This window comes from Brevibacterium linens (assembly GCF_003999335.1).
In the GTDB taxonomy this organism is placed as follows: domain Bacteria; phylum Actinomycetota; class Actinomycetes; order Actinomycetales; family Brevibacteriaceae; genus Brevibacterium; species Brevibacterium linens.
Genome location: NZ_CP026734.1, coordinates 1151703 through 1173009, shown reverse-complemented (window position 1 = coordinate 1173009; position 21307 = coordinate 1151703). Strand labels below are relative to the sequence as shown.

At 62.9% G+C, this 21307-nt stretch carries 23 protein-coding genes and 1 tRNA gene; 5 read left to right on the top strand and 19 right to left on the bottom strand.

The genetic code is table 11. The features are described from left to right. Positions 1 to 89: 89 nt before the first annotated feature. The 9 genes from rplA to CXR29_RS05105 form a co-directional block, all read right to left on the bottom strand. Positions 90 to 785 (bottom strand): 50S ribosomal protein L1, encoded by a 696-nt coding sequence (gene rplA / locus CXR29_RS05145; RefSeq protein WP_101555448.1) that lies wholly within the window; start codon positions 783 to 785, stop codon positions 90 to 92. Positions 786 to 849: 64 nt separating this feature from the next. After that, positions 850 to 1287: a 50S ribosomal protein L11 gene (gene rplK, locus CXR29_RS05140; RefSeq protein ID WP_101555447.1), complete on the bottom strand. Its 438-nt coding sequence runs from the start codon at positions 1285 to 1287 to the stop codon at positions 850 to 852. A gap of 272 nt (positions 1288 to 1559) precedes the next feature. Further along, positions 1560 to 2408, bottom strand: a complete 849-nt coding sequence (nusG, locus tag CXR29_RS05135) for a transcription termination/antitermination protein NusG (protein ID WP_101555446.1) — start codon at positions 2406 to 2408, stop codon at positions 1560 to 1562. 82 nt (positions 2409 to 2490) lie between these two features. Beyond that, positions 2491 to 2769 carry a preprotein translocase subunit SecE gene (gene secE, locus CXR29_RS05130; protein ID WP_025776638.1) on the bottom strand — a complete coding sequence of 93 codons (279 nt, stop codon included), beginning with the start codon at positions 2767 to 2769 and terminating at the stop codon, positions 2491 to 2493. Between the two features lie 95 nt (positions 2770 to 2864). Further along, positions 2865 to 2937 (bottom strand) — tRNA-Trp (locus CXR29_RS05125). A gap of 126 nt (positions 2938 to 3063) precedes the next feature. Then, positions 3064 to 4710: a metallophosphoesterase family protein gene (locus CXR29_RS05120; RefSeq protein WP_240812146.1), complete on the bottom strand. Its 1647-nt coding sequence runs from the start codon at positions 4708 to 4710 to the stop codon at positions 3064 to 3066. A gap of 9 nt (positions 4711 to 4719) precedes the next feature. Then, positions 4720 to 5829: a UDP-N-acetylmuramate dehydrogenase gene (locus tag CXR29_RS05115; protein ID WP_240812147.1), complete on the bottom strand. Its 1110-nt coding sequence runs from the start codon at positions 5827 to 5829 to the stop codon at positions 4720 to 4722. Beyond that, positions 5826 to 6269: a MaoC/PaaZ C-terminal domain-containing protein gene (locus CXR29_RS17605; RefSeq protein ID WP_101555444.1), complete on the bottom strand. Its 444-nt coding sequence runs from the start codon at positions 6267 to 6269 to the stop codon at positions 5826 to 5828. The genes CXR29_RS05115 and CXR29_RS17605 overlap by 4 nt, the downstream gene beginning before the upstream one ends. After that, entirely contained in the window at positions 6266 to 6715 is a 450-nt protein-coding gene (locus tag CXR29_RS05105) for an FAS1-like dehydratase domain-containing protein (protein ID WP_101555443.1), read from the bottom strand. The genes CXR29_RS17605 and CXR29_RS05105 overlap by 4 nt, the downstream gene beginning before the upstream one ends. Positions 6716 to 6899: 184 nt before the next feature. On the opposite strand from CXR29_RS05105, the gene CXR29_RS05100 reads away from it, so the two are divergent. From CXR29_RS05100 to CXR29_RS05090, 3 genes are all read left to right on the top strand, one after another. Next, positions 6900 to 8639, top strand: a complete 1740-nt coding sequence (locus CXR29_RS05100) for a biotin carboxylase (protein ID WP_205751058.1) — start codon at positions 6900 to 6902, stop codon at positions 8637 to 8639. A gap of 124 nt (positions 8640 to 8763) precedes the next feature. Then, the gene (locus CXR29_RS05095) at positions 8764 to 10020 is read left to right on the top strand and encodes a serine hydrolase domain-containing protein (protein ID WP_240812148.1); all 1257 of its coding nucleotides are present in this window, start codon (positions 8764 to 8766) and stop codon (positions 10018 to 10020) included. 333 nt (positions 10021 to 10353) lie between these two features. Further along, on the top strand, positions 10354 to 10965 hold the full coding sequence (locus CXR29_RS05090) for a hypothetical protein (RefSeq protein ID WP_101555442.1): 612 nt from the start codon (positions 10354 to 10356) through the stop codon (positions 10963 to 10965). Here the strand turns inward: CXR29_RS05090 and CXR29_RS05085 are convergent. The 6 genes from CXR29_RS05085 to CXR29_RS05060 all read right to left on the bottom strand — a co-directional run bounded on the left by CXR29_RS05085 (position 10955) and on the right by CXR29_RS05060 (position 15022). After that, complete coding sequence (locus tag CXR29_RS05085; protein ID WP_101555441.1) at positions 10955 to 11443, bottom strand: twin-arginine translocase TatA/TatE family subunit; 489 nt, start codon at positions 11441 to 11443, stop codon at positions 10955 to 10957. The genes CXR29_RS05090 and CXR29_RS05085 overlap by 11 nt on opposite strands. Next, positions 11431 to 12258 carry a twin-arginine translocase subunit TatC gene (gene tatC, locus CXR29_RS05080; RefSeq protein ID WP_241241598.1) on the bottom strand — a complete coding sequence of 276 codons (828 nt, stop codon included), beginning with the start codon at positions 12256 to 12258 and terminating at the stop codon, positions 11431 to 11433. The genes CXR29_RS05085 and tatC overlap by 13 nt, the downstream gene beginning before the upstream one ends. Then, the gene (locus CXR29_RS18020; protein WP_240812150.1) at positions 12255 to 12431 is read right to left on the bottom strand and encodes a hypothetical protein; all 177 of its coding nucleotides are present in this window, start codon (positions 12429 to 12431) and stop codon (positions 12255 to 12257) included. The genes tatC and CXR29_RS18020 overlap by 4 nt, the downstream gene beginning before the upstream one ends. Positions 12432 to 12563: 132 nt before the next feature. Further along, entirely contained in the window at positions 12564 to 13511 is a 948-nt protein-coding gene (locus tag CXR29_RS05070; RefSeq protein WP_101555440.1) for an intradiol ring-cleavage dioxygenase, read from the bottom strand. 68 nt (positions 13512 to 13579) lie between these two features. Then, positions 13580 to 13786 (bottom strand): hypothetical protein, encoded by a 207-nt coding sequence (locus CXR29_RS05065; protein WP_127364059.1) that lies wholly within the window; start codon positions 13784 to 13786, stop codon positions 13580 to 13582. Between the two features lie 323 nt (positions 13787 to 14109). Next, positions 14110 to 15022 (bottom strand): IS5 family transposase gene (locus CXR29_RS05060; RefSeq protein WP_241241597.1). Its coding sequence is split into 2 segments (ribosomal slippage): positions 14110 to 14649 and positions 14651 to 15022, totalling 912 coding nucleotides; the frame shifts between segments, so codons are not numbered across the junction. 933 nt (positions 15023 to 15955) lie between these two features. Here CXR29_RS05060 and CXR29_RS05055 point away from each other — a divergent pair. Together CXR29_RS05055 and CXR29_RS05050 are read left to right on the top strand one after the other, a co-directional pair. After that, positions 15956 to 17074 (top strand): peptidoglycan recognition protein family protein, encoded by a 1119-nt coding sequence (locus CXR29_RS05055; RefSeq protein WP_164742782.1) that lies wholly within the window; start codon positions 15956 to 15958, stop codon positions 17072 to 17074. A gap of 74 nt (positions 17075 to 17148) precedes the next feature. Next, positions 17149 to 17835 (top strand): metal-dependent transcriptional regulator, encoded by a 687-nt coding sequence (locus CXR29_RS05050; protein WP_029416765.1) that lies wholly within the window; start codon positions 17149 to 17151, stop codon positions 17833 to 17835. A gap of 18 nt (positions 17836 to 17853) precedes the next feature. Here CXR29_RS05050 and CXR29_RS05045 read toward each other — a convergent pair whose 3' ends face one another. The 4 genes from CXR29_RS05045 to CXR29_RS05030 are packed head-to-tail and all read right to left on the bottom strand — an operon-like array spanning position 17854 to position 21051. Further along, entirely contained in the window at positions 17854 to 18504 is a 651-nt protein-coding gene (locus tag CXR29_RS05045; protein ID WP_164742781.1) for a metal-dependent transcriptional regulator, read from the bottom strand. Beyond that, positions 18501 to 19394 (bottom strand): metal ABC transporter permease, encoded by an 894-nt coding sequence (locus CXR29_RS05040; protein ID WP_009882354.1) that lies wholly within the window; start codon positions 19392 to 19394, stop codon positions 18501 to 18503. The genes CXR29_RS05045 and CXR29_RS05040 overlap by 4 nt, the downstream gene beginning before the upstream one ends. Next, positions 19391 to 20131, bottom strand: coding sequence for a metal ABC transporter ATP-binding protein (locus CXR29_RS05035; RefSeq protein ID WP_127364057.1), 741 nt, complete (start codon positions 20129 to 20131; stop codon positions 19391 to 19393). Before CXR29_RS05035 ends, CXR29_RS05040 begins: the two co-directional genes overlap by 4 nt. After that, positions 20128 to 21051 carry a metal ABC transporter substrate-binding protein gene (locus tag CXR29_RS05030; RefSeq protein ID WP_009882358.1) on the bottom strand — a complete coding sequence of 308 codons (924 nt, stop codon included), beginning with the start codon at positions 21049 to 21051 and terminating at the stop codon, positions 20128 to 20130. The genes CXR29_RS05035 and CXR29_RS05030 overlap by 4 nt, the downstream gene beginning before the upstream one ends. Positions 21052 to 21307: the final 256 nt, after the last annotated feature.

Sequence of the window (21307 nt, the reverse complement as noted above, 5' to 3'; positions counted from 1 at the left end):
AGGTTGCTGGGCCGCCGTCAGGTAGCAATTGGGAAGAGAAGAGGGCGGGACGCGAACGAATCGCTTCCCGCCCTCTCGCAGTGCATCGATCAGATGCGCAGACCCGAGTGGTCGACCGGAACGGCCGGGCCGTTCGAGGTCGTGATCGTGGCCTTGCTGATGTAGCGGCCCTTCGACGAGGACGGCTTCAGACGCAGGATCTCTTCGATCGCAGCATCGAAGTTCTCCTGCAGAGCTTCCTCGGAGAAGGAGACCTTTCCGATGATGAAGTGCAGGTTCGAGTGCTTGTCGACGCGGAATTCGATCTTTCCGCCCTTGATGTCGTTGACGGCCTTGGCGACATCCATGGTCACGGTGCCGGTCTTCGGGTTCGGCATCAGACCGCGGGGACCCAGCACCTTACCGAGACGACCGACCTTGCCCATCATGTCGGGGGTCGCAACAGCGGCATCGAAGTCGGTGAACCCTCCGGCCACCTTCTCCAGCAGGTCATCGGAGCCGACGTAGTCAGCACCTGCTTCACGGGCAGCTTCTGCACGGTCGCCGGCAGCGAACACCAGGACCCGAGCGGTCTTACCGGTACCATGCGGAAGGTTGACGGTGCCGCGCACCATCTGGTCCGCCTTGCGGGGGTCGACACCCAGGCGGAGAGCGACCTCGACCGTGGCGTCGTACTTCGCCACGTTGGTCTCTTTGGCCAGGGCGATCGCCTGAGCCGGTTCGTAGTTCACATCTGCGGCGATCTTCTCAGCCGCGGCCTGGTAGGCCTTCGAACGCTTTGCCATCTGCTTTACTCCTTGCAGTCGTGGTGTGGGCTGCGTGGGCCCTGCCACTGTGTGGGGTGAGGTCTCAGACCTCGATGTCGGTGGTGATGCCCATGGAACGCGCGGTTCCGGCGACGATGCGGTCGGCCTGATCCAGGGTGTTGGCGTTCAGGTCGGGCAACTTCGTGGTGGCGATCTCGCGCACCTGGTCGGCGCTCAGGTGAGCGACCTTGACGGTGTGCGGGGTGGCCGAACCCGACTTCACTCCGGCGGCCTTCTTGATCAGTTCGGCTGCCGGCGGGGTCTTGAGCACGAAGTCGAACGAACGATCTTCGTACACGGTGATCTCGACGGGAACGATGTTTCCGCGCTGGGATTCTGTGGCGGCGTTGTAGGCCTTGCAGAATTCCATGATGTTGACGCCGTGCTGGGCAAGCGCCGGACCGATCGGAGGAGCCGGGTTAGCGGCACCTGCCTGAATCTGGAGCTTGACGAGGCCGGCTACCTTTTTCTTGGGAGGCATGTACGGTCCTTAATCTTGAGGTTTCGATGTGCCAGACATATACAGCACACCGTTCGATGGCGGCCTTCCGATAAGGGCCGCAATCAAACCACACCAGTATTCCATGCGCGCACGCCTGTGGGCAAATGCTCGTGAGGGGCATCACCGAATCGAATTCTCGCCATCGAATTCTCGCCGAGGCGGCCCCACCGGGGAACGCCGAAGGGGCCCGGATACATCCGGACCCCTTCGGTCGAGATCGCGCCGAGGCGATCAGCACACGTGTGCGGTCGTCAGAGCTTCGAGACCTGGTCGAAGCCGAGTTCGACGGGAACATCGCGCTCGAAGATCGACAGCAGCACGGTGAGCTTCTGCGACTCCGGACGGATCTCCTGGATCGTGGCAGGGTGGCCCTCGAAGGAGCCTTCCTTGACGAGCACCGACTCGCCGACCTCGAACTCCACCTCGGTGATTGGTGCGGACTTGGCGGCGGCCTCGGCGGCCGGGCCCTCGGCAGCGGCGGCTTCGGCCTGGCGCTCTTCAAAGATCGGGGCGAGCATCGAGAAGACCTCGTCGATCGACAGCGGGGTGGGGTCGTAGGCGTTGCCGACGAATCCGGTGACGCCCGGAGTGTGGCGCACGGCGCCCCACGACTCGTCGGTCAGTTCCATGCGGACGAGCACGTAGCCGGGGATCCGCACGCGGCGAACCTGCTTGCGCTGTCCGTTCTTGATCTCGACGACGTCTTCCATCGGCACCTGCGACTCGAAGATGAACTCTTCGAGGTTGAGGCTGACTGCGCGGTTCTCGAGGTTCTGCTTCACGCGGTTCTCGTAGCCTGCGTAGGAGTGGATGACGTACCAGTCACCCTCCTGCATGCGCAGTTCGGCCTTGAATTCCTCGGCCGGATCGACATCGTCGGCGGCGGCAGCATCCTGCTCGCCGTCGGCGGCGTCGTCCGAGTCGGCTGCCTCAGCGGACTCAGCGTCGGCCGGTTCGGGAGCGTCTGCGGTCTCGGCGGCGGGCGCCTCGGCGGCATGGGCCGTCTCTTCGGCTTCGGGCACCACAGCGGCACCCGGCTCCTCGGGAGTGACGTCCTGGGTCTCAGGGGTCTCCTGCTCAGGTGAGTTGGTATCCGACACCGATCAATTCCTCGCTTCGCGTTTTGTGATTCCCGGTTGGGGTGAAGATTGAGCTTAGGGGTGGGTCACGGCTGAGGCCGTGTCACCACAGGGGCCACAGCGGAGTTCCGCCGAACACCCAGCCGACGAGTTTGCCGAAGACCAGGTCGAGGCCCGTGACGAGAAGCATCATGAACAGGATGAAGCCCAGCACGACGAGCGTGTAGTTGAGCAGCTGCTTCCGGGTCGGAGTGACGACCTTCTTGAGCTCTGCCACAACTTCGCGGAAGAACTGCAGGATTCGTCCGAAGAATCCGAGCTTCTTGGGACCGGAGGCACTGCTGGGTGCGCTGCCAGTCTTCTTTGCCGGTGTGTCGCTCACACATCCCCACTCGGTCGGTTTCGTTTGGCTTCACAATTGTTCGTGCCGGTCGAGGACGGCGCCTGGCCGATGAGACTTCGGCAGAGTCAACTGCGCAGGGGTGACAGGACTCGAACCTGCAACCTACGGTTTTGGAGACCGTTGCGCTACCAATTGCGCCACACCCCTCTGATCGGACTGCAGTGATCGATTCGATCCCTGTGGTGTCCGACCACGAGAAACGAGCATACCGTGCCCGACCGCCGTTCGTCGAACCGAGGAGCGACGCAAGGTCTCGAACGTGTCGACGCTCACTCACCGACCGGGTTCGTCGACCGGCGGCTGACCCACGAGGGGTCTGGGTTCGGGGAAGCGCACCCACTGTCCGATCTGCACCTGCTTGTCCGGTGTGACGGTGATGACCTGCACGTCGATGGGGCGCTTCGTCTCGTTGTCGACGCGGATGATGCTCAGTTCCGCGTTCATCTTCAGCGGTCCCGGTGTCAGTGCATTCGCCAGGGCACCCCCGGTCGTCGAGCTGACGTAGCGGGTACCCGAACCGAAGTTCTCCGGTCCGACCCGTCGGTGCCAGTGTCCGCTCAGAGCGTAGTCGGCACAGCCCGAGCGCAGACTCGGTGCGCCGACTGCGGGGTCGTGGATGAGCATAATGTCGAAATCGGCCGCGCAGGCTTCGTCACGCAGCCGCTGCGCATACTGGTCGGCGGTGAGGTCCGTCTCCAGCTGCGGACCGGACCCGAACACGGTGCGACGCGGGTCGGCGGCGCCGAAGAAGGTCACCCCGGACAGCTCCGCCGCGGAGTCCTCGAGGACCGTCCAACCGCGGGTCTTCGCGTGCTGGGTCGTTTCCCTCGAATCATGGTTGCCCTTGACGATCATGCGCGGCAGCTTCTCCGGCAGTTCGTCGTCGAGGACATCGAGACAGTAGTTCTCTGCCGATGTGCCCGTCATGGAGATGTCCCCGCCGTCGATATAGGCATCGGCCCGACTCATCCCCGCGACCGCCCCGACGACGCGCGCCATCCCGATGTTGCAGTGGATATCGGACCCGTAGACGAACGTCGACACGCCCCTCCCGCCTCCGCCATCGCCGCTGTCGGCAGCAGGTGCGCCGACTCCGGCGGGCGGAACGAGCCCCCGATCGGACCAATTGCCGGTGATCGGACGGGAGTCCCATTGCGCCCGCAGCGCCCCGAGGACGTCGTCGTAGAAGGCGTCATTGTCCGCGGCGAAGTCCTGCACCGCGCCGAACGCCGTGTCGATGATCCCGCCGAGGCGGCCGGTGACCTGGGATCCGGCCAACGGCGTGTCCGCGAATGCCGGATCGGCGACGATCGGCTTCGGACGGTTGAGCACGACGGTCCCCAGTCCGGTGAGGACGAGCACGAGCACCAGCCCGATGCCGAGGAGTTCCTTGCCGGCGAAGGCCCGGATGACGATCTCGGCTCGGGTGGGTCCGAGGAAGAAGGCGAGGCCGACGAGTCCGCCGGTGATGAGGCAGACGGCCAGCGCCCAGCGGGTGAGGATCTCCTGGCTGAGACCGGCGATGACCTGGTCGATCTGTGCCTGCGGGGCCGTGAACAGCGAAGCGTAGGACGCGATGTCACCGCCGAGGGCGTCGACGGCTCCCCCACCGGGGTCGGCTACCGCCTCCAGGTCGGCCGCGGGCCGCTCTTCGTCGTCCGAGTCGCCGGACACGGGGATCTCCCCGATGTCGACGTGCAGTCCCAGACCGAGGGGGATGACATCCTCGGCGGGCACGAGCAGCCTGCCCAGGGGGCCGAAGTCGACGGTGAGCCGGGAGTCCGCGGTGACCCGGTACTGCGCCTCATGCGGACCGAAGGTGAGATCGGCTCGCGAGGTGAACAGTGCCCAGGGCAGGGTCACGAGTGCGACTGCCGCGAGGGTGATGACGAGTGCGGTGATTCTCCGACGTGATGACACGACCACAGTCTAAGGACGCCGCCCGTCGTCGATGGAGCAGCCGATGAAGGTCGGTTCGGGTTCGAGGGTGATGCCGAATGCGTCCTCGACCCCGGCGACGACCGTTGCCGCGAGATCGATCACATCGGCTGTGCTCGCGTGTCCCCGGTTCGTCAGAGCCAAGGTGTGCTTGGTCGACAGCGTCGCCCGCCCCTCGCCGAGGCTGTGGCCCTTGGAGAACCCGGCGTGTTCGATCAGCCAGGCCGCCGAGGTCTTCGTCTTCCCTTCGATCTTCGCCCCACTGAGCGGATCGGTCACCGGGTAGCGCGGGGCTTCTGCCGGCAGGATCTCGGGGTCGTCGACGATCGGGTTGGTGAAGAAGGAGCCGGCCGACCAGGAATCGTGATCGTCCCCGTCGAGGACCATGCCCTTCGACCGACGCAGCGCGATGACGCTGTCGCGCACGAGGGCCGCCGAAACGCGGGTGCCGATCTCGACGCCCAGTGCGGACGCAAGTTGGGCGTAGCGCACGGGCAGGGAGAGTTCGCTGCGCTGGAGGTCGAAGGTCACCGACAGCACGACGAACTGCGGGGTCCCGGCCGCGACCTGCGCGCGCTTGAGCGCCGAGGTGCGGTAGCCGAATTCGAGTTCGACGGCGGTGAGGTGGCGGATCTGACCGGCGACTCGGTCGAAGACCTCGACGGAGGAGATGAGCTCGCCGACCTCCGTGCCGTAGGCACCGACGTTCTGGATCGGAGTCGCGCCGACCGACCCGGGGATCCCGGACAGCGCTTCGAGCCCGGACAGCCCCAGGCCGAGAGTGTGGGCGACGAAGGAATCCCAGTCCTCCCCCGCCTCAGCGGTGACCCGGGTGTCGGCCGTCGTGGTCTCGGTCGTCTCCACCCCGGTGGTCCGGACCACGCAGACCGGGCCGTCGAAGCCGGCATCGGCGATGAGCAGATTCGATCCGCCGCCGATGAACAGGACTTGCGCCGTGTCCTCACCGTTGAGTTCGAGCGGGTGGGCGGCGCAGAAGTCGAGCAGTTCGTCGCGGGTGTTCGCGACGATGACCTGCGGGGCCGGCCCGCCGAGGCGGAAGGTGGTGAACGCGGACAGGTCCTGCGAGTGGGCTTGACTCACGCCGAGATCCGAACCTGGGTGCGGCTGAGGACATCGGCCGCACCGGACTTCACGGTGATGTCGATGCGGGCCGTACCGACGGCAGGGTCGACGCCACCGACCGTGGCGGTGAGCTTCAGCGAAGTCGTCGGAGTCGCCGGTGATCCGGTTTCGGCATCGGGGACGACGACGGGCGCGGAGAAGCGGGTCCGGTAGTCGACGATCGCACCGGGGTCGCCGAGCCATTCGGCCACCGGGGCGATGACCGCCGCCATCGACAGCATTCCGTGGGCGATGACATCGTCGAGACCGACCTCGCGGGCAAAGCGTTCGTTCCAGTGGATCGGGTTGTGATCGCCCGAGGCCGCGGCATAGTCGACCAGGGAGGCGCGCGAGAGCGGGATTTCGGATTCCACGACGGTGTCTCCGATGGTCAGTGTGGAGAAGTCGATGGCGCTCATTCTCCGTCTCCTCTCACGACGATGGTCGAGGTCACGGTGACGACGGGCTGCTGCGCGACATCGGTGATCTCGGTGCGGGTGGTGATCATGGCGTTGCTGCCTGCGGCCCGGACTCCGTCGACATGGGTCACGGCGGCCAGGACGTCGCCGGCGACGATGGGACGGGTGAACGAGAACTGCTCGGAGCCGTGGACGACCTTCGAGAAGTCGATGCCCGAATCGGGGTCGGAGATGTAGGCGGCTTCCGATTTCTGCGCGATGATCACGGCGAAGGTGGCAGGGGCGACGACGTCGCGGTAGCCCAGCGCGGTCGCCGCCTCGGTGTCGAAATGGTAATCGGCCTTCGCTCCGGTGGCGAGCGCGAATTCCGCGATCGCCTCCCTGGAGACCTCATAGGGCTGCGGCAGGAAGAACGTGGCCCCCTGCTTCTCCGTATTCACCGGCATATGCGCTCTCTCTTCTGCTGGGGTCGGTATCGACACCAGCCTAAGGCACGGCCTCTGGATGAGGCTCACCGGCGAAGAATTGATCGCGCGTTCGTATCCGGTTCATACAATTCCTGCACCATCGGCCTCATAGCTTCGAAACTAATATATGTTGTCCACATCACATTTGGTAAGGAGTAGTGCGATGACGAACGAATCCCCCAGCGCAGACCCGACGAGCCCCGAGGCACAGACGGCGAAACCCGGCGCGCGAGTCAAAGACGCAGTCGCGGTCCCCTCACCGCAGGCTCCCGGTCCCGGCGCTCCCGCCGCCGGTGCGCCGGCGGCCGCTGCGCCGGCAACCGCGACAGCCGCTTCCGGACCGGCCGCAGCCGATGACGCCCCACCGCAGGTCGAGGTGGCCGTGGCCACCGACGCCGCCTATGCCGGCAAGGAAGCCGACAGGGTCCAGCTGCATCGACCGCTGCGCAACGTGTCCGAGGTCCGGCACTACTTCCGCACGAATCAGACCCCGATCTTCTTCGTCGGCGCCACCCCATTCAACCTGCTCGGTCTCGACCGGTGGGTGCGCAATTTCTCGTACATCACCTACTACGACGGCTGGGACGGCGGGCATCCGCGCGTGTTCTCCCCGCGTTACAAGCCCTATGTCGAGTTCGAATCGGGTGAGGCGATCAACAACTGGCTGCTGCTCAACGCCGAGGTGCGTGCTCATATGACGCGCAATGTCCCCCATGGTGAGCGGGTGAAGGTCGCGATGGTCTTCTTCGACGAGGAGACGGAGCGGATCTGCCGGGAACTCGGCTACGATCTCATCCTGCCGTCGGCGGCTCTGCGCAATCAGCTCGATTCGAAGATCGAGACGACGAAGCTCGGCAATGAGGCCGGTGCGTTCTCCGTCCCGAACGTGCTGACCACCGCTGACACCTATGACGAGCTCAATGAGCGGGCCGCCGAGGCGGGGCTGGGCACGGATCTCGTCGTGCAGACCCCCTACGGGGATTCCGGGAAGACGACGTTCTTCATCTCCGATGCCTCCGGTTGGGAGACGCACAAGGACGACATCATCGGCGAGCAGCTGAAGGTGATGAAGCGGATCAACAACACTCCGGTCGCCGTCGAGGCGGTCATCACCTCCAGCGGAGTCGTCGTCGGTCCGTATCTCACGGAGCTGGCGGGCTTCGCCGAACTCACCCCGTACAAGGGCGGCTGGTGCGGCAATGAGATGAAACCCGATGTCCTCAATGCAGAACAGCGAGCGCAGACCCGTGAGCTCGTGCGCAAGATGGGCGAAGGTCTGCGCAAACGCGGCTACCGCGGGTTCTTCGAAGTCGATGTCCTCGTCGATCTCGACAACGACGACTGCTACCTCGGTGAGCTCAACCCGCGCATCTCCGGGGCCTCGGCGATCACGAACGTCACCGCAGGCGCCTATGCCGATGTGCCGCTGTTCCTGTTCCATCTGCTCGAGTACCTCGATGTCGAGTTCGACCTCGACATCAACGAGATCAACGAGCGCTGGGAAGAGCTCTCCGGAGCCGATGAGTGGAGCCAGATGATCATCAAGGAGACGGCTCCGATCACCGAGTACATCACGCATTCCCCGCTGACGGGTCAGTACTATCTCGACCAGTACGGGACGCTGACGTACAAACGTGCCGCGCTCGACTGGCACCCGCTGCAGAACGGCAGCGAGGTGTTCTTCCTGCGCATCTTCGGTGCCGGGGACTATCGCTGGAAAGGGGCGGACCTCGGAGTGCTGGTGACGAAGAATCCGCTGCAGACGAATGTCGGCGGACCCGATGCGCTGAGCATCCGGGCCAAGCACTTCATCGACTCGATCCGCGCGATGTATGCCGGAGTCCCGGTCGTCGCCGACGATCCGTCGCCGGCTCTCGGCGGGCCGGGAGCCAAGGGCGACTGAGCCCACACATCCACGGTGGGCGGAGCCGCCTCGGTGATAACCTCAACACGAACCGAGGCGGCTGCCAGCTGCCGCCCGCGGACACGTTCCGCGCCCGATCCGATGCGAGAATCAGAGGTGAAGAGTGATCGAACCGTCACCGGAGCACACCGCGGCCACTCCCCCAGCCGACCAGATCCCGACCCCATCGGCACCCGTCGATCCGGCTGCCGGGATCGACCGGGACAACTGGCAGGACCCGGACAATGTGCGCTGGTCATTCCAGAACGTCGCACGAGTTCTGCCGACGACGCCGATCTCGCGTGGCACCGGACCCGTGGCCGAGCTGTCCGTCGACCTTCAGGACCTCGGCGAGGTCGAGGTGCCGGCCACGGAGTATTCGGAAGCCCGCAGCGTCCGCAGCGTCATCGGATCCACGGACACGGATGCGTGGATGTTCATGCACAACGGGACCGTGCTCACCGAGGAGTACTTCGGGGAGATGACCCCGGCGACCGAACATCTGCTCATGTCCGTGTCGAAATCTCTTGTCGGCACCGTCGCAGGTGTCCTCGCCGGTTCCGGCGACCTCGATCCGAACCGTCTCATCACCGACTATGTTCCCGAGCTCGCCGATTCCGGCTACGCCGGGGCGACCGTGCGACACACCCTCGATATGCGTTCGGGCATCCGCTTCTCCGAGAACTACCTCGACCCGAAGTCCGAGGTCAGACAGATCGAGGAGCAGATCGGCTGGGCCGAGGCCAAGCGGGAGAACCCGGGCATCGGCATGTACGAGTTCCTTGCCACGCTCGAAGCGAAGTCCGACCACGGCGGAGTCTTCGAATACCGGTCGTGCGAGACCGATGTGCTCGGCTGGGTGTGCGAGAAGATCGCCGGCGAACGCATGCAGTCGCTCATGTCACGGGTGCTGTGGTCGCGGATCGGTGCCGAACAGGACGCGATCATCGCCACCGACCAGTACGGGGTCGGGATGTTCGACGGCGGCATCAACACGAGTCTGCGCGATCTCGCCCGATTCGGCTACGTCTACATCAACCGCGGCCAGTCGCTGACCGGACAGCAGGTGGCTCCGACGACGTGGATCGGCGATACGCTGACCACCACCGAGGATGTGCGGCAGGCGTTCGCCGATGGGCCCGGAGACAATCGGATGCCGGGCGGGGCGTATCACAACCAGTTCTGGTTCCCGTTCCCCGACTCCCACGCCTTCCTGGCTCTGGGCATCCACGGGCAGATGATCTACATGAACCCAGGCGCCAATGTCCTCGGCGTCAAGCTCTCGAGCTGGGGGCTGCCGCAGGATGCGACGAAGATGTTCCCGACGATCCGCGCCTTCGAGGCTCTCGCGAAGGCCGTGAACTCCCCCACCGCGGAGTAGCCGGGCACCAGCAGGCCGTCATCACGCACCGTCACCCGCAACCTGCGCCGTTGCCTTCACCTCGCACCGGCGGCGTCATCTCCTACAGGTGCTCGATCATCACGGGCCGTTCCTCGCATTACTTCCTGTTGCAACGGGTGGTTGTGCCAGGAGCGGTGAGTGATACTCACGTCCCGACCTGAAACGTGGTCAGCCCCCGGCACGGATGTGCCCGAATCGCCACAGCTGTCGCCGGATGCTCACATGATTCGACGTCTGACAGCAATCGGCCATGGCAGAATCGTTGACGTACCGACAACTTCTGTGATCGCGAGAGTGCGAAGGAGCCAGACCATGACCCCGATACGCCGGACCACTTGGGCGCCCCGCCTGCTGACCGCCGCTGCAGGAACGGCTCTTGCCTTGACCTTGGCCGCATGCGGAGGCTCCGGCGACAACCCCGCCGGAGGTGAGCAGTCCGAAGCGGCACAGTCGACCGAGAGCGAGGACTCATCGGACGGCGGCTTCGGCGGAGGTGCCGTCGAGTCGAAGGCGGCGGAGACACCGGCGTCGGAACCCGCCGAGGCGGAACCGACCGACACGAAGTCGACCGACCCGTTCGCTGATGCCGCGACGACGACGAACTGGGCCAGCGACGATGCGATGAAAGTCGACGAAGAGGGAAACGGCACCGTGCCTGCCAGATCCATCGAGGCCGACCTCATCGACCTGTTCGAGAACAAACTCGACATGAAGGTGAAGAAGGCCGATTGCGGTGACGATATGGACCTGCGCGAATGGTACGGATTCGAGACCTGCGATGTCACAGTCAAGGACAAGTCGGCCTACGAGGGCGAGAAGACCTATTACGGCACCGTGAAGATCGTCGACCACAAGGGCGAGATGATCAAGTACGAACTCAAGTTCCCCGGAATCGACAAGGACGACTTCGACTTCAAGGACTGATCACCGAGGCGGCCTTCTCCCGGCCGACGCGATCCCCGATCTCCGGGGCCTCCTGCAGATCGCCGAGGCGGCCCTCCCCTCTCCGCCCGGTCGCCGGGTTCTCGTCAGCGCTGACTTCGTCGCCCGCACGGCTGTCGCCCGCGTGGCTGTCGTCCGCGTGGGCGACGAAGCGTCTCCGCGGGTGTCCCGACGATCCGGTGATGACATAGCTGCCGGCCGCCTCGGCGGGCTCCGGATTCGGTGCCTCCAGTGCGTCGCGGATGATCCGCCGCGGATCATACTGGCGGGGATCGAGCGTCTGCCAGTCCTCAGCGCCCACGGTTTCGGCGGCGCGTGTCCGCGCGGCCTCGACCTGGGCACGAAGCACGCGAACCATTTCGCCGAGTTTCTCAGCGTAGTGGGGCAGCCGCCTCGGGCCGAGGATGATCGCGGCGATGATGCCGACGAGGACGATCTTCTCGAAGCTCAGGCCGAACATGTCCGGCTCCTTTCCGTGGGCGTGGTCTGCGCTCGTCCGGTCTTCAGTTCATCGGCAGTCGGCGCCCCGAGGTTCGAGCGGTACCTGCGGGCCCGGGCGTGGAGCCACGCGATGGCGAGCGCGGCGAGGAAGAGCAGGACCATCGGGGCGGCGACGAAGAACATCGACAGCACATCGGCGGCGGGGGTGACCAGGGCGGCGAAGACGACGATTCCGACGATGCTGACCCGCCAGGCCTTCGCGATCGATCGGGCAGAGAGCAGTCCGATGAAGTTGAGGACGACGAGGAAGACCGGGAGGACGAAGGCGATGCCGGTGGCGATGACGATCTTGAAGACGAAGTCGAAGTAGTAGGACGCCTGGAGGATGGTGCTGTCCTCGCTCGAGGCGAATGAGGTGAGCACCTCGACCATCCGCGGGAAGACGTACAGGCCGGTGAGGCAGCCGACGACGAAGAGAGGAAGTGCGGCACCGAGGAAGCCGAACGTGTACTTCTTCTCCTTCGCGGTCAGACCCGGGGTGAGGAATCCGAAGATCTCCCCCAGCCACACCGGGCTGGAGAGGATGATTCCGGAGTACACGGCGATGCGCAGCTGCAGGTCGAAGGCCCCGGTGACGCTGTCGTAGTTGAGCGAAGCGCTGCGGGATGCGGCGAGGTCGGTGATCGGAGCGCGGAGGACGTCCATGACGAGGTCTGACGTGAAATAGCCGACGACCGTGCCGATGAGCAGTGCCACCGCCGCGCGCACCGCCCGTGTCCGCGCCTCCCGCAGGTGCGTGGACAGCGGCATCTTCTCCGCGGCGGCGGTGCTCATGAACGCGGCCGTGTCTGATCGGCTGGGCCGGCCTCGGCGGTGGAATCGTCCCTCGCCGAGGCGGGCGCAGGGGTGGGATCGGTGACGATCGGGTCGGTCACCGCTTCGTATCGCGGCGCAGGTGCCGCCTCACCCGACCGGGTGTCGGCCGATTCGTCCTTGAGGATGCGCACGGACTGTCCGAGGCTCTTGGCGAGTGCGGGCAGCTTGGCCGCGCCGAAGACGAGGATGATGATGGCGAGGATGACGAGGGCGTGTCAGCCCGTGAGGTTGTGCAGCATGATGGCGAGCCTTTCCCGGAGTTGTCAGGGCTTTTCGGGGGCGCCTTCGGGAGGGGTTCCTCCCTGGCCTCCGCCTGCCGGGGCATCGCCGCCGGTCGGTTCGGTGTCGGTGTCGACGGGGACGTCGAGTGTGGCGGTGTATCCGGAGTCGGTGTCGCCGCTGATCGTGGCGATCTGGTGCTCGCCTCCGTCGTCGCCGAAAACGTTATCGTCGTCGAGGCTGACGTTCGCAAGGTTCTTCACCGATCCGTCATAGGCGTCGAGTTCGTAGACGGCGTTGCAGGCGTCTTCGGGCATGGCCATCTGCGAGGTGGCGATGGCATTCTCGGCGTCGGTGATGGAGTCGACGTCCGGGTAGACCTCGAAGTGGATGTGCGGCCATCGGCCGGAATAGCAGACAGGGAAGATCGAGGTGAAGGTGACCTCGCCGTTCTCATCGGCGACCTGGACGCCGCGCAGCCAGGTGGCGTCCTCGACTCCCTCGGAATACATCGAGTAGCGGCCCTGAGCATCACAGTGCCACGCGTAGACGGCGGCGCCCTCGAACGGAGCATTGTCACCGGCCATATCGGTGACCGTGAGGGAGAAGGTCAGAGGCACCCCGTCAACGGTGTCGGTCCCGTCGATGTTCGAGCGGATGTCCGAGCGCACGATTCCGGAATCTTCGAGGATGTCCGGACCGTTCGTTCCGTCCGCCGGGTACGGGCCTGCCGTCTCGTCGGGGATCTCGGTGACCGATCCGCTGCTGCTCGAGGCCAAGCTCGTCGAGCCGGAGGCCTCGGAGGTGCAGGCGGCCAGGGCCATGGTGCCGACGCCGGCGCCGACGAGCCCGAGGACTCCACGTCGGCTGAAGAGGGTGCGGATGTCGAACGAGGCGCCCTGGTCGACGACCTCCTCCTCGGGTCGATCGAGGAGCCGTCCTTCGTAGGCGGGTCCGTTGGGGGTCTGGTCCGGTTCGGGTACGCGAGCCATGAGCTGTCCTTCCTTCGATGGTGTGATGACACCATCGTGGATATCGGCTCTGGCGCGGGACTGTGGCGTTACTGAGCGGCGACTGTGGAAGTCCAGACCGGCTGTGTTCCAGCCCACCAGTCGAGGACCCGTTGGGCCTGCAGAGTCACCCACCTCGAGGGCTCGCCGACCGGGGCGTCGACGTGGAACCAGAGGTCGCCGTCAAGACGATGGTCGTGAGTCCAGGTGCCGTCGTCCGAGCGTCCGTCCCTGATCATCCCGATTGCTTCTTCCATTAGCGGGGGCACCCCGCAAGATGAGTCGGCGGTCGCTACCGGGTGTGTTGGGAAGAGAGGCTCGCGCCGATGTTGTCACTGCGCTTCTGCAGTCTGTGGCGTACCTCACAGAGCAAGACCGGCATGGCAGGAAGGAATCGCGCAACACGGTCTCAAGGAGTCCCCGGACACAGAAACTCCCCCATCGGATTCATCATCCTGATGAGGGAGTTGATCGGTAGCGGGAGGGGGACTCGATCCCCCGACCTCACGATTAACAGATTCCAAGCAGACATGCTTCGACTACGACGTGAACTCGCTTCGCAATCTAGGGCATGTCTCCTTTATTGGCGGAGCCATGTCAGGATCGCGCTGATCACGACGGCCGCTCGATAGGTGATGGCGAGCTTGTCGTATCTCGTCGCTAACCCCCGCCATTGCTTGACGTAGGCAAACGAACGCTCCACCACGTTGCGGTTCCGGTAGACACCGGCGTCGAACGCCGGCGGCCGCCCACCTTTGCTACCGCGCTTCTTACGAGTCGCGATCTGGTCTTTCTTCTCCGGGATCACCGCCCGAATGCCACGCGAACGCAGATAGTCGCGGTTGGCTCTGGACCCATACGCTCGATCCGCCAGAACAGCGTCCGGACACGTGCGAGGACGACCACCGCCGACCCGCGGTACTCGAATGTCAGCCAGCACCTGCGGCAGGATCACCCCGTCGTGGCGCTGTCCGCCGGTGACCACGACAGCCAAAGGCCGGCCTTTGCCCTCGACGGCATGATGGATCTTCGTCGTCAGCCCACCACGTGAGCGACCGATGCCGTGCCCGGCGGGTTCACATTCCGAATCAGGCAGATTTTTGTAATTCGACGTAGCCCCCTGTGTCCTGATCGGGGCGTGTCGTGTTCGTCGCGTGCTGGTGAGCACGATTGATGGTGCCATCGACGGAGATGTTCCAATCGATGTCACCGGCAGCATCAGCATCGGAAAGCACCCGAGCTAAGCCTTGATCCCAGGTGCCGTCGGCGGCGTAGCGGCGGTGACGTTTCCATACTGTCTGCCACGGCCCGAAATGCTCGCGCGGCAGGTCACGCCAGGCGATGCCAGCGCGGTAGCGGTAGACGATTCCTTCGACGATTCGCCGGTTGTTCTCAAACGGTCGGGCTCTTTTGCCGACGTTTGAGGGCAGAAGTGGTTCGATCTTCTCCCACTGCTCATCAGTGAAGACTCGGTGTCGTTGCTGTGTAGTCACGTCTCCACCGTGCCAGTCCTGGAATGGTCAATAAAGGAGACACGCCCTAGTTCGTCTCGGAGTCCGAAGCACTAATCGGCTCGCATCGTAACGATCGTTGGCCCGAGAGCCAGCCAAGCTCGAGGCGAAACCCGTGATCGATCGAACATGTTGCGACAATACCCATGAAGACCATGAACGCGGCCCCGGCATCTGAAATCATTGAACAACTTCAACTCGGCGGGCCTCTTCAGTCGAGGTCACGCTCCGAGGCCGACGACCGATTTCCAGAATCAAACTCGATAGTGCCCTCAACGAGTCTCGTCGACACCATCCCACCCAGCGCTCGTGAACGAACCCCTCGGCTACTCCGAAATACGTCTGTCGATGTCGTGCGACACTGTCGTGTCGCTTGACTGCGCACCGTAGTGCACTGTTCCTGAAACGTGTGATCTACTGAACATAGACTTTTGTTCGTTAAGCCGATACCCTGAACATGCCTTTCACGAACTTCCCCCGAGAAGGACCTTCATGCATACGAAGCTACTCACACTTTCGGCAGCCGGATCCCTGGCGTTGGCGGTGAACATCGGCCTTCCACCCGCCTCCGCGTCGCTGCACTCCGGCGATCCTGAAGTCTCTGAGTCTCCGCTGTCTGGAATCAGCGCAACCGGGGCACTTTCGGCAGGGGCCAGGGACGCATCGTCGACGACGAGGTCAGTCACGCGGACGAAGACCACATCCCTGCCGCCGTTGCTGCGCGCTCCGCAGAGCCTTCGTGATACTTCGGCTCATTTCACCAGCGCCGTTGTCGCTCATGCACAGGACCAAACCGTGACGAGCCCATCGTCGACCGAGAGCCCTCATGTGTCCAATGATCGTAAGGATGGGGACCTTCCAGCGCCAACGGGATCAGGTGCCGCTGAAACTACGGACGGAATCACGATTTCGGCATTGTCCGATGTCATCGATCTGCCGTCAGCGTCACCGAATGTCGTAGGAATCGCATTCGACGACGACGTTCGGGTCGAGTTCGAGATCAGAACTCACACGAATGGCCGCTGGTCCGGGTGGCAGCACCTGCATGCTTCGGATGCCGGGGAGGGCTCGCGCGGCACGGACCCCTACTACACCACTGATACAGACAGTATTCAGGTGCGTGTTCTCGGTGACGGCGGCAGTCCAGCCGATGCCAAGGTCGTCAGTGTCGCTTCGAAGAGGCACCCCGGCGATTCAGAACTGGTGGCAGAGAATGCGCCCAAGAGTTCGGAATCGGTTGATCGGGAGGTGTCGCAGCATGCCCACTCAATTGACCACGCCTCGGTACCACCTTGCACACGGACGGGCGGATGCACCTGTCCACTATGCGCAGCATCGGCGGCCAACGTGGCGAAGAACTCTGTTGTCCAGCCCGAAGTCGCTACCCGTAAAGCCTGGGGTGCGAGCGAAAAACTGGTACGAAATTCTCCCACGATCGCGGACTCAGTCTCCGCCGCAGTGATCCATCACACCGATGGCAACAATGACTATGCCGCAGAGGATGTGCCTGCGATTCTACGAGGGATCCAGTCGTTTCACATCACGGGTCGAGGGTGGTCGGACATCGGCTACAACATGCTCGTCGACAAATACGGAAGACTCTGGGAGGGGCGCGCAGGCGGGGTAAAGAAGGCCGTAGTCGGCGCTCACGCCGCCGGGTACAACACAGGATCGTTCGGCATTTCCGTGCTCGGCGACTATGACAAGAAGGCACCGCCCCAACGCACTCTTGATGCGGTCGCGGAGGTGGTCGGGTGGAAGCTGTCCTTGAGCGGGGTGAAAGCGGGTGGCTCGACATCACTAGCCGGGGAGGAGATGAAAGCGATTGTCGGACATCGCGACGTTGGCCAAACAAGCTGTCCCGGCGACGGGTTCTACGCCAAATTCGACTCGATCCGTCAGGCCGCCGATGACTACCAAACTGGGAAGAAGGCGGGCGCGGGCGAAGAGGATGAGAACAAGGACGAATCTGACAGACAGCCTGACCTTGTCCCCGGCGTCATCGATAGCAACGCTCGTGATGCACGAACCTGAACGCAAAAACTGTGAAGAACCCAAGCAAACGGGCTGACGATCGGACGGATAGAACAGTTTGGTAATCTTCGACCATGTCCGTCACTGAACTCTCTGACAGCGCCCAAAACTATCTGAAAGCACTTTGGAGTTTGGGCGAGTGGTCTGATGCTCCCGTCACGACCACCGCGCTTGCCCAGAAGGTTGGGGTCAGGCAGTCAACGACATCCGACGCGATTCGCAAACTCTCGGACGAGGGGCTCGTCGCGCACACGCCGTACGGGTCAATTGCTCTGACGGCACAAGGTCGAGTCTATGCCCTTGCGATGGTCCGTCGTCACCGCCTCATCGAGACCTTCCTCGTCGAGGTCCTCGGATACACCTGGGACCAGGTGCATAACGAAGCCGAGACCCTCGAACATGCGGTGTCAGACTTCATGGTCGACCGTATCGCCGAACATCTCGACCACCCCGATCGCGACCCTCACGGAGACCCCATTCCAGCTGCAGACGGAACCATTGATCGCCCGGCTGCGATCCCATTGACACACGTCGGAACGGGAAGCCGAGTCCGTGTCGAGCGGATTTCGGATTCCGATCCCAACCTTTTGCAGTTTCTGGCTGAGTACGGCATTCATGTCGGATCGTATTTCAGCACCGAAGCCGGTCCTCCATTCTCTGATTCTATTGTGATTCACCTTGAGGGAGGCAATGGAGCTGGCGTGACGCTCGGGCGCACGGCCAGCGACGCCATGTGGGTATCCCCGTGCTCTGCTGCGTGAGTTGTCGTAAGAACGGCGCTACTGAATTGTTGAAGTTGCGTAGACATACTCGGAGGCATCGTCGCTGAGGACTACAACGTTATCGTCTGGCTCCAATGTGAGACTGCTCTGGCCATCAGGGTGTTTCTCGAGGGTGATGTGGGTGCCCGGAAGGATGTTCTTCCGCTCCAGTTCGAAGAGTAGATGCTCAGGGGCGCGTCCAATTCTCGAAACTTGAAGTAGGTGAGCAGTCGGGAGAGCGGCGAGAGGTTCGCCGTCTCCCGGTCGCAGATCGTCTACCTTTGTTGGTATTCGGTTGCCATAGGGATCGAGCTCGGGGCTGCAGGCAAGAGCAGCCATCGTCTCCACGACATCGGAGCTCAGTGCCATTGCCATCACCGATGCCTCTTTCAATACGCGGTGCCATGGAACACTGAGAATCGTAAAGAGGTGGCAGCGGCAAATTCTTTCTGCGCGCACAGCCGACAGCGCCCTGCACGCGCCGGCCTCGGTCAATGAAAGTGGCCCATAATGCTCCTGCCTGACCAAATTGTGACTGGCGAGGACTCGAAGGTACTGAGTCACTGCAGGCCGACTGCGTTGCAGAGTCTCGGCAAGCTGGGCCCGGGTCATGGACTTGTTTTTCGACTCCTCCAGCTCCCAGAGACCGCGGAGGTACTCGTCGATCACGGAACTTGAGCCTCTGCCGAGTGCCGCTTCCACTGGTCGTTGGTCCGGCGATGTTGCCGCGACTTGGCGATCAGCCCGTGGCTGGGGCTGAACAGGTAAACACCGGTGAAGACGACACCTTGGACAAGCACAACTAGACCGCCAGATGAGGCATCCAACCAGTAACTCAGGTAGATCCCTAGCACCGAGGACAACGCCGACATGATGGGCGCGATGAGGAGCATTCGATTGAATCTATCGGTGAGAAGGTGGGCGGTCGCTCCTGGAATGATGAGCATCGCCACGACCAGGATGACACCGACAACCTGAAGTGCTACCACTGTCGTCAGAGCAAGGAGTGCAAGCAGCAGCGCTCCGAGAACCCGCGGCGACAGGCCGATTGCGTAAGCGTGAGTCGGATCAAATGCGTACAGAGTCAGGTCGCGGCGCTTGGCAATCAGGACGGCGAACGCGATGACAGCAAGCAGCGCAATCTGTCGAAGGTCCGAAGTCGAAACGCCGAGGATGTTGCCGAAGATGATGTGATTGAGGTCGGTGTGACTCGGCGTCGTCGAGATCAGCACTAGCCCCAGGGCAAACAGGGTCGTAAAGACGATGCCGATGGCAGCGTCTTCCTTGATCCGACTAGTTCCTCGAAGAATGCCGATCGCTGCGACTGCGATGAATCCGAAAACCAGCGCACCGGCGGCGAAGGGGATCCCTGCGATGTAGGCAATGACGACCCCGGGAAGAACTGCGTGCGAAACAGCGTCACCCATCAGAGACCAGCCGACCAGGATCAGCCAGCACGATAAGAGTGCGCAGACGATTGCAGCGAGCACTGTGGTGGTCAGTGCTCTGATCATGAATTCGTAGTGGAGTGGTTCGATGACGAGACTGTAGAGGTTCATTCGGATTCTTCTGCCCTTCGAATGTCGAGACCAAATGCCAGTGAGAGGTTCTCGGGGCGCAGAGCATCGGCGACAGGACCTTGAAAGAGGATTGACTGCAGCAAAAGGATTGCCTCATCAGCCAGTTGTGGCAGAGCATGCAGATCGTGAGTGGAGATGAGCACGCAGTGCCCCTCATCGGCGAGTTCACGCAGCAGTTGAACGATGGTCGATTCGCTGCTCTTATCTACCCCAGCGAAGGGTTCATCAAGCAATAGCACGTTGGCTCCTTGCACAAGTCCACGAGCGACAAATGTGCGTTTCTTCTGCCCACCAGACAACTGTCCGATCTGTCGAGAACCGAAGGTCTGGAGCCCGACGCGTTCTAGTGCCTGTTCGACCACTTGACGATCCGCCGACGTGGGCTTTCGAGTGAATCCTTGATACGCGTAGCGGCCCATCATGACGACATCGCGGACGCTGACGGGGAACGTCCAGTCAACATCCTCACTTTGTGGCACGTATCCCAGCAAGCCTTCTTTCCGTGCTTGCGTCGGTGTCCTGCCGTTGATCGATACGGTGCCTTGAACCGGGCGGGTCAGTCCCATGATCGTTTTGAACAGAGTGGACTTCCCCGACCCGTTCATTCCGATCAGACCTGTCACGGAACCGAACTCCACTCCGAGACTGACATCCTCCAGTGCCCTGACGTCGCCGTATTGCACTGTGACACCGTCAGCACGGATTGCTGAAGTCACTTGTTCCCACCCGTCAGAGCTTCAGTGATGGTGTCAGCGTCGTGCTTAATGAGCTCAAGGTATGTTGGCACAGGTCCGTCCGCTTCTGAAAGCGAGTCGACATACAGTGTCCCGCCAAACTCCGCGCCGGTGGCGTCAACGACTTGTCGCATTGGTTTGTCCGAGACGGTGGACTCACAGAATACTGCGGGAACGTCATTGTGCTTGACGAACTCGATAGTGGAGGAAATCTGCTGCGGGGTTGCCTCCTGCTCCGCATTCACAGGCCAGATGTAGCGCTCGTCGAGATCCGCGTCCCGGGCGAGGTAGGAGAAAGCGCCCTCACACGTGACGAGGGCTCGTTCTTTGTCTGGCAGTGTCGACAGCTCACCGACAAGGTCATCCTGAACGGTTTGAAGTTCGTCTTTGTACGACTCTCCATTGGACTGAAAGTCGGCGGCGTGATCTGGATCCAGCTCGCTGAAAGCATCGACCATGTTGTCGACATAGATTTGGACGTTGACAGGGCTCATCCATGCGTGGGGATTCGGCTTGCCCGCATAGGCGTCCTCGGAAATGTCGATTGGTTCGACACCCTCGGAAACGACTTCATGCGGGGCGTCGGTCTGTTCGACGAATTGCTCGAACCATGCCTCCAGATTCAGCCCATTGTCAAGAATCAAGTCGGCTTCTGACGCCTTGGCCACATCCTTGGGAGTGGGTTCATATCCATGGATCTCGGCACCGACTTTGGTGATCGATTCCACCTCCAGGTGTTCGCCGGCTACGTTGTCGGCAATATCGGCAAGGACGGTGAACGTCGTCAACACCTGAGGCTTACCTTCGGTCGACGACGACTCCGCGTTCCCAGCACCGCAACTTGTCAGGGCTAGCGCCGACGCAGAGATCAGAGCGAGTTTCGACTTCAAATTGATTTGCATTCCCATCACTCATTTCTCGATTCATGTTCTCAAAAGCTCAGACTGCGACAGAGTGGGCTTTCAGCGTTTATATGACGGACTTCAAATCGCGCAGTATCGCAACCGGCGCCGGCGGCCCCGTTCATCGATACCTGAGAGTAGGTGGAGGTTCCGCCCGGTGTGCGGCTTCTATGAAGTGGTCGATGTCCTCCGAGCGTGCGCTCCTGAGAAACAGGGACGTCAGACGAAAGAGGTATCCGAGCATCCGCTCGACGTC

What these genes read in the sequence shown, in the direction of transcription:
- rplK (WP_101555447.1), bottom strand. Translation starts at nt 1,287, where the DNA reads ATGCCTCCCAAGAAAAAGGTAGCCGGCCTCGTCAAGCTCCAGATTCAG.
- rplA (WP_101555448.1), bottom strand. Translation starts at nt 785, where the DNA reads ATGGCAAAGCGTTCGAAGGCCTACCAGGCCGCGGCTGAGAAGATCGCC.
- CXR29_RS05105 (WP_101555443.1), bottom strand. Translation starts at nt 6,715, where the DNA reads ATGCCGGTGAATACGGAGAAGCAGGGGGCCACGTTCTTCCTGCCGCAG.
- CXR29_RS05070 (WP_101555440.1), bottom strand. Translation starts at nt 13,511, where the DNA reads ATGGCTCGCGTACCCGAACCGGACCAGACCCCCAACGGACCCGCCTAC.
- CXR29_RS05090 (WP_101555442.1), top strand. Translation starts at nt 10,354, where the DNA reads ATGACCCCGATACGCCGGACCACTTGGGCGCCCCGCCTGCTGACCGCC.
- CXR29_RS17605 (WP_101555444.1), bottom strand. Translation starts at nt 6,269, where the DNA reads ATGAGCGCCATCGACTTCTCCACACTGACCATCGGAGACACCGTCGTG.
- CXR29_RS05050 (WP_029416765.1), top strand. Translation starts at nt 17,149, where the DNA reads ATGTCCGTCACTGAACTCTCTGACAGCGCCCAAAACTATCTGAAAGCA.
- CXR29_RS05065 (WP_127364059.1), bottom strand. Translation starts at nt 13,786, where the DNA reads ATGGAAGAAGCAATCGGGATGATCAGGGACGGACGCTCGGACGACGGC.
- tatC (WP_241241598.1), bottom strand. Translation starts at nt 12,258, where the DNA reads ATGAGCACCGCCGCCGCGGAGAAGATGCCGCTGTCCACGCACCTGCGG.
- CXR29_RS05040 (WP_009882354.1), bottom strand. Translation starts at nt 19,394, where the DNA reads ATGAACCTCTACAGTCTCGTCATCGAACCACTCCACTACGAATTCATG.
- CXR29_RS05085 (WP_101555441.1), bottom strand. Translation starts at nt 11,443, where the DNA reads ATGTTCGGCCTGAGCTTCGAGAAGATCGTCCTCGTCGGCATCATCGCC.
- CXR29_RS05100 (WP_205751058.1), top strand. Translation starts at nt 6,900, where the DNA reads ATGACGAACGAATCCCCCAGCGCAGACCCGACGAGCCCCGAGGCACAG.
- CXR29_RS05030 (WP_009882358.1), bottom strand. Translation starts at nt 21,051, where the DNA reads ATGCAAATCAATTTGAAGTCGAAACTCGCTCTGATCTCTGCGTCGGCG.